The sequence below is a fragment of the uncultured Nostoc sp. genome, from assembly GCF_937863485.1.
Taxonomy (GTDB): Bacteria; Cyanobacteriota; Cyanobacteriia; order Cyanobacteriales; family Nostocaceae; genus Nostoc.
Genome location: NZ_CALMFY010000222.1, coordinates 46,441 through 57,881, shown reverse-complemented (window position 1 = coordinate 57,881; position 11,441 = coordinate 46,441). Strand labels below are relative to the sequence as shown.

Genomic DNA, 11,441 nt, shown 5'->3' with positions numbered 1-11,441 from the left:
AATCCCTCTCCCAAGTAGGGGGAGAGGGACTTGTTTCCGGCTCCCCTTCTCCCAAATTTGGGAGAAGGGGCTGGGGGATGAGGGTTTTTTCTTTTTATACGGAAAGAACTACAGTTTTCAAGGTGGACGCGGTTTAGCTCGAATTTATCCATTTTTGATTCAATCAAGCAGCGGAAACAGCAATATCTCTCAAACGCTCAAATAAAAGACGAGGGACTTTTATCATTTAAGTTCTTTCGGCTCGACTTTATCCATTTTTTTTCGCAACGCGATACTCCTGCGGAGTCGTTGCACGAACGCTATCGCTGAAACCTCTATAGAACGGTAATTTTACTTTTTTAAATTATCGATAATCTGTGACAAGCTTATTTTTTCCTAAAAAATGTTTAAGTCCCGTTAGAAAACAACACCAAAATGTCTCTATTCGAGAATGTAATTGAACCCTCGTAAATTGGCGTTCGCGTAGCGTGTTCTTTAGGACAAGGTATTGCTATACTTCTTAAATTTAGAGAAATTGCAATGATTAGTGGAATTTTTGAAAACTGTATTGGCTTAAAGGATATTGAAGCTACCTTAAAATATTGGACTGAGTTCGGTTATCGAGAGGTCAATAGAGGACAACTCTCAGCAGAACAGGCGGGATTACTCTACGGTCATGCATCAGATTTGACATCGTTACGACTGCAAAATAGTAACTCATCAGATCATGGATTAGTACGGTTGCTATCGTGGAAACAACCTCGTAATCAAGGTCTAGGTCATACCTTGCCAGTAGTGAATGGTAGCCGCTGGTTTGCTTCTTTGGTTCAAGATATTTATGCGCTGGCCGATGCTTTTAACGATGATAAAGCTAACGGTGGAGACTGGATTTATTCAGAACCAGTTCGCGCGATCGAGTTTACAGGCAATTTAGGAGTGGGTTTATATAACCGCTTTGTGGGGGTGCGCGAAATGTTTGTGATTAGTTCACAGACGCGACAGGCGTTTTTTCAGCGATATAACTATAATAGACCCGGTTACGGCACGATTGATCCTAGTTCTCCATTGTTGGTAAGCGAAGGAACTCATTCCAGTTTGATCATCTCGGATCACAGCCTCAGTTCTTTCTACGCAGAGGTTTTTGGACTTGTACCCTTTGAGAGCAACCCCAAGCGATCGGGTTATGAAAAACCTTCTACTCGCCAGACATTGATGCTTGATGAAAAGCAGGAGTTTTATCTTTCAGGTTTTGCTTCACCCAAGACATCTGTGGGTTTATTTCAAGTCTACAGCCCACTTTACCCCACACCAGATAAACGAGAATACTCTCAACCCGGTTCTTTGGGACTGAGTCTTTTCACTTATCAAGTTGACGATATTACCGCTTTTCATCAGCGCATTACCGCCAGCGCTGCTACTAAAGTTAGCCCAATTTTGCCTAATGAATTTGGCGAACCCTCTTTTGGGTTAGTTGCACCTGATGGGATGTACTGGATAATTGTTGGACAAACTCTATAATCTAGAACTTCAGCTGACCTTTGTTGGGGAAGTCTGCGTTTAAATTCTAGCACCTATGAAGTAACTATATGCAGACAAACATTTTATACCTGACTCCAAAAGAATATGCCCTGTTGGAACTGCTGCTTTCTAGCGATCGCCCGGTACTGAGTCGAGGTGGAATTATTGAGCGAATTTGGTCATTGGAAGACCCACCCAGCGAAGAAACTGTTAAATCTCATATCAAAAGTTTACGTCATAAACTCCCAGAAGTTGGCGCTCCTGATGATTTTATTGACACAGTTTACAGACTAGGCTATCGTCTGAAGCAGCTTTAGTTTTTGGCTTGTGATTGTCTGCCCGATTTCTACCTGATATTTCCACAACTATTTTTTAAGCTGATATTCTGAATAACTTCTCGGAACACCACATAGGAAAATTTCCCCGAACCAAATACATAATTTGGTTCGGGGGGTTTTGATTTAAACTATTAAAAATCCTCTTCCATGTTGCTAACAATAAAGTTGGAGGTCTTCTATGAGACATCACACTGTTGATGTCAACTCGAATTTATCTCAATCCAGCTTGACTGAAAACTCAGATGATAACGTTGGGCGAAAAGAATTGTATTTATTATTGGTTTAACCATCACCAATTGCCCTAGCAATGCTGTGATACTCCAACTACGGTGTCAACACCAGCACCAGCAAAATCTCTGGAATTGAAGCGATCGCGCCCTAGTAACTTATTCGTGTGATTATTATATATAGTGGTTGAATGGAATGAGTAGCCAATTGGTTGTCAAGTTTAGAATCAACATGGCACGCATGGGGCAGATTTTTTGGAAGCGGCTCTCCCATAAGCTTTTGCCCCCTAAACGCCTTGCAATGCTGCAAGCTTGTCTGATTGGTTTAGTCTCTGGATTGGCTGCTGTCTTGTTAGGGCAAGGTGTGGGATTGTTAGGTGGGTGGCGACTACAAATATCCCATCAGTTTCCTGCTTTGTTGGCACTACCGATAATTGGGTTAGTGGGCGGATTTCTCGCAGGCTGGTTGGTGGAGCGCATCGCCCCTGAAGCTGCTGGTAGCGGGATGTCGGAAGTAAAAGCGGTACTGGCAAAGGTGCCCATGCCCCTCAACTTGCGAATTGCTGTGGTGAAATTGGTCGGTGCAACGCTGGTGCTAGCATCTGGGATGCCATTGGGGCGGGAAGGGCCTACAGTGCAAATTGGTGCAGCCTTAGCTAATCAGTTTAGTCACTGGTTTCCCACCTCCCCTGAACACCGTCGCCAACTGATTGCAGCCGGAGCCGGGGCGGGACTGGCGGCAGCCTTTAATGCCCCGATTGCTGGGGTATTATTTGTTGTAGAAGAACTTTTGCAAGATGTCTCTGACATCACCTTGGGAACAGCAATCTTGGCTTCATTTATTGGTTCTGTTGTTGCCCGTATTTGTGACTCCCATAGTTTAGATTTAAATCTGCATTTAGCGGCTGCCAACACCAGCTTTTATGTGTCGGAAATTCCCTTTTACCTGCTGTTGGGAATTTTGGCAGGATTCGGGGGCGTGCTGTTCAATCGCGGAGTTCTCGCCAGTTTGGGTTTAAGTCGTCGCTTTCTGAAAATCAGCTTACCTTGGCGGATGGGACTAGCTGGATTAGTGACGGGATTGGTATTTGCTAGCCTTCCCTCATTATTTCGGGACAACGCTGGATTACGGGAACTGTTGCTGACGGGTGAAGCAAACTGGCAATTAGTGGCGCTAGTTTTCTTTCTTCAGTTCCTACTTATCCTGTTTACCTACGCTTCTGGTGCGCCTGCTGGATTGCTGGTTCCCACACTAGGACTGGGAGCAGCTTTGGGTTATTTGGTAGGAACCTTAGAACACCACTTCCTGGCTGTGAGTTTGGCGACAACTTATGCACGAGTTGGGATGGGGGCATTTTTCTGTGGGGTGGCGCGAGTCCCAATTACGGCAGTGATCATCGTGTTTGAGATGACAACTGACTTTAATTTGGTGTTACCGTTGATGATTGTTTCGGTAACTGCTTATTTGGTGGCGGAAGCCCTAGAAACTGGATCACTATACGACCATCTATTAGAATTTAAAGGCATTCATTTGCCAAAAGAAACCAATCTCCAAGCACCTTGGACGCAACTAACCGCAGCCAATGTCATGCAACCGAGTGTGGAAACTCTGGGGAGCCGGATGAGTTGGGATGAGGCATTGCAGGCATTTTCCCAATCCTCCCACCGCCACTTTCCAGTATTGGAAAAGGGTAAATTGGTCGGAATCTTAACCCAACAAGATATCACAAATCTCTCCCGAACAGGTTTAAGTGAGCATCTTACTGTAAGCCAAGTGATGACTCCAGAACCAGTAACTACCTCTCCTGTTGATACCCTAGCCCATGTGCTGCACTTGCTCAACCGTTACAAGATTAACTGTTTACCAGTTGTGCAAGGAAACCGCTTGGTGGGTATCATTACCCGTAGTGATATTATTCGGGTGCAAGCTGCCTATTTCAATGGTTCTGAAGACTTTGCAGGTTCTAAAGCCGAACCATCTCGCGTGATTTACCATACCAGTGCGCCGGAAACTGGACAGGGAAGGTTACTGGTGCCATTGAGTAACCCAAAAACAGCAGGTATGCTGTTGGAAATGGCGATCGCAATTGCCCGCGATCGCCATTATGAAATAGAATGTCTGCATATTATTGTTATCCCCCAGCACAAGATTTTTGCAGAAACCCAAGTGAATATCAAGGCAGCTATGGGCCCACTGGAGCAAGCAATGCGTTTGGGACAGACATGGCATATCCCAGTACATACCCAAATTCGAGTTGCTCATGACTTGTCAGAAGCAATTTTGCAAACTATCCAAGACCGCCATATTAATTTCATGCTGATGGGTTGGAAGGGTAGCACAGCCACACCGGGAAGGGTCTTCAGTCGCGTCGTAGATACGGTTATCCGGCAAGCAGCCTGTGATGTGGTGTTAGTCAAGCTGAATAAGCAAACCCACTTGGAACGCTGGTTAGTGCCGATAGCGGGTGGCCCCAATGCCCAACAGGCAATTCAATTGCTTCCAGCACTGACTTCAGTGAGTAAAACTCCAGTGGTTAACTTATGTCAAGTGTTTGAACCAAATAAAACTGAAGCGGATACAACAACTCTCAAAAAAGCTGCTGATTTTCTCAAACAACGGCTCAAAGGTTTAGTAACAATTGCTCCACTCTATGCAAATTCTGTGTCAGAAGCCGTCTTGGATTGTGCTAAACGCAACCAGAGTGATGTGATTATTTTGGGGGCTTCTCGTGAGGGAATGTTGCAACAAGTAGTGCATGGTAATATCCCAGCAACTATCTGCCGCGATAATAACCAAACTGTGATTTTGGTACGTGCAGCATCTACTATTGGAGAGGGTAATTAATCTACTAATAATACATCTTCATATATAGCTACTATCACACAATGAAAATCAACGCTAGCTAAATGTACTTCTTGTTCTTTTTCATAAGGGTAAAGTACCCAATGTCCTTCCTGATTGCGGCGGAAGCATTCAACACTCATTCTGTCTGATGAAATCAGCACATATTCTTGTAGTGATTCTAAGTGTCGGTAATTAGCAAATTTCTTTCCTCTGTCATAGCCTTCGGTTGAGTCAGAAAGCACTTCGACAATTAAGCAAGGATAGGACTTAAAATACTCAGATTCTCTATCTCGTGGATCACAAGTTACCATCACATCAGGATAGAAATAGCGATTTATCACATCAATTTGTGCTTTCATGTCTAACATGTAGACACGGCAACCACTACCCCGGAGATGGTTTCGTAACAGCATAGATACATTCATGCTAACTGTGACATGGGCATCACTTGCTCCTGCCATTGCATAGACTTGCCCATCGATATACTCGTGTTTGATTTCACTTACTTTCTCGCCCTCTAGATATTCTTTTGGGGAGATATAGTACTCACTTTGGCTAATGACCATTTTAGTACCTTAGTAGTTTTATGAAATATTGTAACTGATACAACAAATTTAATGAGCAACAGCGCCACCAGTTGGCTTCACCTTCTTGAGGAATAAAACGGCAAGTCCACTAACTAGCAAAGCAATGCCAATAAAGTAGAAACAATCGTTAAAAGCCATTACAAACGCTTCCCGGCGGACGATGTTGGATATAGATGCGATCGCTTCATTTTGGGCTGTACTCAAATCTGCTCCGCGACTGACAAAATACTGTGTCATTTGATCAATTCGCTGTTGAGTTTCTGGGTTATATAAAGATACTCCTTCACCCAATTTATTCGAGTGAAATTGTTCTCTATTTGCCAATAAAGTCGCTAAAGAAGCAATTCCGATAGAACCGCCCAGATTCCGCATCATATTAAATAAACCACTTGCCGAACCTGCTTCTTTCGGACTCAAACCACCAGTGGCGATAGAACTAAGCGGCACCATAATTAAAGGTTGTCCCATTGCACGCACAAATTGCGACCAGCGTAATTGATCTAATCCTGTTTCATTAGTCATTCCAGAGTTCATAAATGCACTGATGGAAAACAAAATCACACCAAAAGCTACCATGAAACGCACATCAATACGTTGCATCAATTTCGGGATGAGGGGAATAATAAACAGTTGGGGAATACCAGCCCAAATCAATACTTCACCAATTTGCAGAGCATTGTATTTTTGAATTTGGGCAAGATACAACGGTAAAATATAAATTGAACCATACAATCCTACTCCCAACGACACATTGACAATACTGGCTAAACCAAAGTTCCGCCTAGACAAAAGCCGTAAATTAATAAATGGTTGCTTCCGAGTTAATTCTATAAAGAAAAATATCGCCAAAAAAATTACTGCTATCACAGTTAAGCGCACAATCAACGCTGAACCAAACCAATCTTTACGGCTACCTTCTTCTAAAACAACTTGTAGGGAACCTAATCCAATAGCCATTGCAATAATTCCCCACCAGTCACCTTGTTTGAGTAAATTAATTTGGGGTTTTTCTTGCTTAATTCCATACCAAACACCAGCCAGCATTAATGCCCCTGGAATTACATTTATATAAAAGTTGTATTCCCAACCAAAATTTTCTGTTAACCAACCTCCGATTGTCGGGCCAATTGAGGGTGCAAAAACTGCACTAAACCCAAATGCAGCTAACCCAACTGATTGTTTTGATTGGGGTAAAGTTGTTAAGACAACTGTCATAGCTGTAGGAATTAATACTCCTCCGCTAAAACCTTGTAAAGCGCGAAAGAAAATCATGGAATTAAGATCCCATGCCCAACCACAGCAAATAGAAAAGAAGATAAATAGTGCAGTATTGACTAATAAATAACGTTGCAGAGAAAATACTCGTGACAACCATCCTGTTAGAGGAATTACCACAATTTCGGCTACGAGATACGCCGTAGAAATCCAAGAACCTTCTTCGAGAGTTGCTCCTAAACTTGCTTGAATATCTTGCAGCGAAGCATTGGTTATTTGAATATCCAATACCGCCATAAATGCACCAAGCATACTGGCTAATACACCAATCCAGGTTCTTAGCGGTACACGTTCTGGTGGTACAGCAGGATTTTGCCCTTGCTGACGAATTACACCTGTATTAGCCATAGTCTTTTTCCTGTTTCAAGGTTAAGTAGCAAAAAATATTATTAAATTTTATATCATCTGTACTACTTAGATTACACCTTCACCAATAACGTTATTGGTGACGATTCTATTTTGTATTTACTTATCTTCACATAGTTGGGTTTTTTCGTGCCTACCACTATCACTCTCACCTCATTTATATACGCCTGTCCGTAGATGTAGGAAGATGTTATAGAGACTGACAAAAAATAAATTATCCAAAATTGTTTGTACATTTGTAGGGGTGCAAGGCCTTGCGCCCCGGAGATGGGATATTTTTTTAACTGGAAGTCCCATAGCAAGAAACAGGTTTTTCACCTGTTTGCAGGCAATTTGGTATTACTTGACTTCCACAGCAACTTCCGCAGACATCCCCGGAGTAATCCGCGATTCATACCCTTGAATGCTCTTTTGGTCAAAAACTACTTTTACTGGGATGCGTTGGACAACCTTGGTAAAGTTACCTGTAGCATTATCCGGTGGCAATAAGGCAAACTGAGCGCCGGAAGCTGGCGAAACACTGTCAACACGACCAATAAAGGTGTGATGAGGGAAAGAATCCAGCTTGATTTCTACTGGTTCGCCTGGCCGCATCTTTTCTAATTGGGTTTCTTTGAAGTTCGCAACTACCCAATAGTTGTTATCCACGATCGCCATTAATGGTGTTCCCGATTGGACTCGGTTGCCAATTTCCACGTTTTTCCTCCCGACTCGTCCAGCACTGGGAGCAGTAACATTGGTATAGGATAGTTGTAATTGTGCGTCTTTGAGCGATGCTTCTGATTGGGCGATCGCCGCTTTTGCCGCTTCGTATTGACTACGTTTTACTGTTGTATCTTGTCCGCCAGCAGTCGCTTGTTGCAATCCTCCCTTAGATGCTGCCAATTTAGCTTGGGCGTTGGTGACATTTTCTTGCGCTTGTGCTAGTTGAGACTGGGCTTTAGCTACACCAACTTTGGCAGAAGCTAACTTAGCTTGGGCTTGTTCTACTCCCTGAATAGCGGCATTTTTTTGTGCCGTAGCCACATTATAAGTTGCCTTGGCTGCGTCTAACTGCTGACGAGCGATCGCGCCTGTTTTATACAACTGGTTGTAACGATTGTAATCTGCTTGGGCATTTTCCAAATTCGCATTTGCTTGCGCTACTTGCGCTTGGGCGGCGGGAATCCCCGCTTGGGCTAGTCTGACTTCAGCTTGCGCCGCTGGTATCCCGGCTTGGGCTTCTTGTACTGCTGCTTGGGCTGTAGAAATTGCTGCTACCGCACCGCTGACATCGCCCTGCGCTTGACTTGTCTTACCAGTGGTAGTTTGTGAAGTTAAGGCAATATTTGCTTGGGCGGCTTGCGCCTGACCACGCGCATTTTCTAAAGCTGCTGCTGCTTGTTGTACCTTACTTTCATAGTCCCGTTCATCTAACTTCACTAACAATTGTCCCGGTTGCACCAGTTGGTTATCATTCACAAGCACCTGACTTATAGTTCCAGGAATGCGGCTACTAACTTGGTGAATGTTTCCGGCAACAGTGGCGTTGTCTGTTTCTTGGTGGGTGGAGGCGTATTGCCAGTAGTGAAGACCAAAAGTACCTGCGGCGATCGCACCCACGCCTAATCCTGCCAAAATTAAGCCAGTCGGTTTTTTCCGTTTCGGTTTCGCTGGAACTTCTTTCTCTATCTCAGGAGTTACAATCGGTGCTTCTGCTGTTGCGGATGTGTCTGCTGTCAAAGCTTCTAAACTCTCTAAATCAGGAATTACTTGTTTTTCTAAAACTGGGGTCTTATGTCCGTTGCGTTCGTTCAAAGTATTAGCGCCCATGATGGTTATCTCGCTTGCTCATTCAATAATTTGATTAATAGTCGTTTATTTAGAATGCGTAATATTTCCTGAAAAAAATCTTTTTTCCTTAGTATGCGTACTACTATCTCAAAATAAATCTTCACACTACCTCCCCCGGTCGGGTGATTCTGGGATAATCTTTAGGAGAGGTTAGCGATCGCCCGGTTCAAGATTTGGGAAAACAGTTCTCGGTCAGCGAAGGAAATACCGTCCATTGCTTCATCACGCACTGTTGCCGCAATAGGCGGTAAGACAGCTTCTAGTTGCTTACCTGCATCCGTTAACCAGATTCGCCAGATGCGGCGATCGTGGGTGTCGCGTTCTCGACGCACCAAGCCGCGTTCTTCCATCCGATCTAGTACGCCTGTTAAAGTCCCTCCCACTTGTTTGAGTTTGTCCCCAATACTAGAAGTTGGTAAACCATCTTCTTGCCACAAACAGCACAACACCAGCCAGTGAAATGGCGTAAGTCCAAACGGTTCTAGTCTCTCAGTAAACTTGCGACTGAGCAGTTGTGAAACTAATTTGATTCTATAGCCCAAATTGTATGGTGCCAGATTTTGCTGCCACGACTGTAAAGGTGGGGAGTAATTAGATGTAGAAACCATTTAGCAAAATATTTAGTGTACGTACTATTATTTTACCAAGATTGATCTTTTTTAGCAATAGTTGCTTTGTATCTGTCTTAGGGAAGAACTTGAATCAACTGGTACTCTTTTACTGTACCAAGAATGCGGTGAGGTCGAGATAATTTAGGGGACTGGTCAGTATAGATCCAAGCATAGCTCAAAGCTGGTACTTGAGAAATAGAGACTATTTGTTGGGGGCGAATAGAAAGATAGAAATTAAGCAGTACTTTGGTTTTAGCGTCTATTTCCACATAGTAGGTAGGATAAGTTTGGATAATTGAGGCGATCGCAGGTTGTTGTAAAAACACTTTCAAAGCAGGGTTGTAGTCACTTAACAGCCCGATGCTACCTGTCGCCGCCAAAGCCAGCCAACAGGGAATTAACCAACCTGCAATCCAGTAACGGGCTGTGAGAAACTTTATGTCAAAGTGGTAACGACTAATCCACACTACAGGCAAAATTAACCAACCCAAGCCCATAGCCAAGCCAATAGTTGCATACTTGCGAATATCAGAACCACCCCAACTAAGAACGCCAATACTCGCTATCACAAGTAAAACACCTAACCCACCAAAGCCATAACTGAGATTTCGAGGAAGATTCTTGATCGCAAAAAGGGATAATATATTTATTCCACGTTTTTGAAGAGGGAATTGTGAGGGAATCCCTGTCTGGTAAATATTACCTAACCAGTTTAAACCTACAGATGCAAACAAAGCTATGAACGGATAAAGGCAGAGACTATAGTGAGGGAAACGACTGCTAAAAATACTAAGTTCACAAAATAGGACAAGTGGAAAGCCAACTAATATTAACTGGTAACGAGGAATGGGACGACGGAGAGTCGAAACTAAACCTAAAATCCCGAAAAAAGCCCAAGGAAATGCTATTAAAGGGATATTCCATATATAAAACAGCGGCCCATTATTATAATGATCTTCAGAACCTTGCCGTACAACAAACTTGAACAACTCCTCAAAACTTTGATTTCCATAATGCAACCAGTTTAACCACAGCCAAACACAAGTAGGGATTAAACCTACGAAAAAGCCTAAATACAAAATTGGGTTAGCAAGATGACGATGACGGCGATGTTCCCAAATTAAATAAGGGAATAAAGCTATGATAGGCAAAAAAATCATAAAGCTTCTGACTAAGAAGCCTAAACCTAAACTTAAACCAGCGATAAAACTCCAAAAATAGCGATATTTAGGATGTAGTTCTGTTTTTATTAAAGACAAAATAGCTAAAAGTACCAAGAAAATCATCGGTACATCAGGTGTACTTAAGCGGCAGTATTGCAGCCAGAGAAATTCCACACTTAAAATTGCAGCAGCTAGCCAAGCTAATTTTTTACCTAGCATAATTTTGCCGATTTCATACACCAGCCATAAACTAAAAATGCCAGCAATCATACTAGGAAGACGCGCACTGATATCACTGATCCCAAACAGCTTGTAGAAACTGGCAATTAACCAATAAGGGCCAGGGGTTTTATGATGTGCCCTTTCCCAAGGATCTATCCAATTACCAGAATCAAACATCAGACGGGCACGCGATGCGTAAAGTCCTTCATCATGTGCCATCAAACTATTGTGCCCAGAAGTAAGTAATAATAAGGGCAGTATCCAAACTAACAAACTAAAATAGGGTAATAATCTGACTAGACGGATTTGTCGCCAAATATGCTGCAAGAAGTGTAGTTTATAGAACATTTAATTGAGCAAAATTGAATGCTGCTATTTAGACGAGTTTATGTGTCCTGCTGTTATTAAAATATCTTACATAGTGATTGTGAAAAAATCCCTGAAATTGCCGCATTTTTCGGAAAAAGTAATCCCAAA

7 protein-coding genes and 1 pseudogene are annotated in these 11,441 nt (G+C 42.9%); 3 read left to right on the top strand and 5 right to left on the bottom strand.

Annotation, left to right across the window (positions count from 1 at the left end; translation table 11 throughout):
- Window positions 1–519 precede the first annotated feature (519 nt).
- The 3 genes and pseudogenes from Q0541_RS30780 (at window position 520) to Q0541_RS30770 (ending at window position 4,907) form a co-directional block, all read left to right on the top strand.
- The gene (locus Q0541_RS30780; RefSeq protein ID WP_298920091.1) at window positions 520–1,497 is read left to right on the top strand and encodes a hypothetical protein; all 978 of its coding nucleotides are present in this window, start codon (window positions 520–522) and stop codon (window positions 1,495–1,497) included.
- A gap of 18 nt (window positions 1,498–1,515) precedes the next feature.
- A pseudogene (locus Q0541_RS30775) lies at window positions 1,516–1,814 on the top strand (winged helix-turn-helix domain-containing protein); the annotation flags it as partial.
- Between the two features lie 480 nt (window positions 1,815–2,294).
- A complete protein-coding gene (locus tag Q0541_RS30770) occupies window positions 2,295–4,907 on the top strand; it encodes a chloride channel protein (RefSeq protein ID WP_298920095.1) in 2,613 nt (870 codons plus the stop codon).
- Here the strand turns inward: Q0541_RS30770 and Q0541_RS30765 are convergent.
- The 5 genes from Q0541_RS30765 to Q0541_RS30745 form a co-directional block, all read right to left on the bottom strand.
- Window positions 4,904–5,473, bottom strand: coding sequence for a Uma2 family endonuclease (locus Q0541_RS30765; RefSeq protein WP_298920090.1), 570 nt, complete (start codon window positions 5,471–5,473; stop codon window positions 4,904–4,906). The two genes, Q0541_RS30770 and Q0541_RS30765, sit on opposite strands and share 4 nt — an antisense overlap.
- Window positions 5,474–5,521: 48 nt before the next feature.
- Entirely contained in the window at window positions 5,522–7,117 is a 1,596-nt protein-coding gene (locus tag Q0541_RS30760) for a DHA2 family efflux MFS transporter permease subunit (protein ID WP_298920089.1), read from the bottom strand.
- 357 nt (window positions 7,118–7,474) lie between these two features.
- A complete protein-coding gene (locus tag Q0541_RS30755; RefSeq protein WP_298920088.1) occupies window positions 7,475–8,947 on the bottom strand; it encodes an HlyD family secretion protein in 1,473 nt (490 codons plus the stop codon).
- A gap of 161 nt (window positions 8,948–9,108) precedes the next feature.
- On the bottom strand, window positions 9,109–9,576 hold the full coding sequence (locus Q0541_RS30750; RefSeq protein WP_298920087.1) for a MarR family transcriptional regulator: 468 nt from the start codon (window positions 9,574–9,576) through the stop codon (window positions 9,109–9,111).
- A gap of 77 nt (window positions 9,577–9,653) precedes the next feature.
- Window positions 9,654–11,312, bottom strand: coding sequence for a glycosyltransferase family 39 protein (locus tag Q0541_RS30745; RefSeq protein ID WP_298920086.1), 1,659 nt, complete (start codon window positions 11,310–11,312; stop codon window positions 9,654–9,656).
- Window positions 11,313–11,441 lie beyond the last annotated feature (129 nt).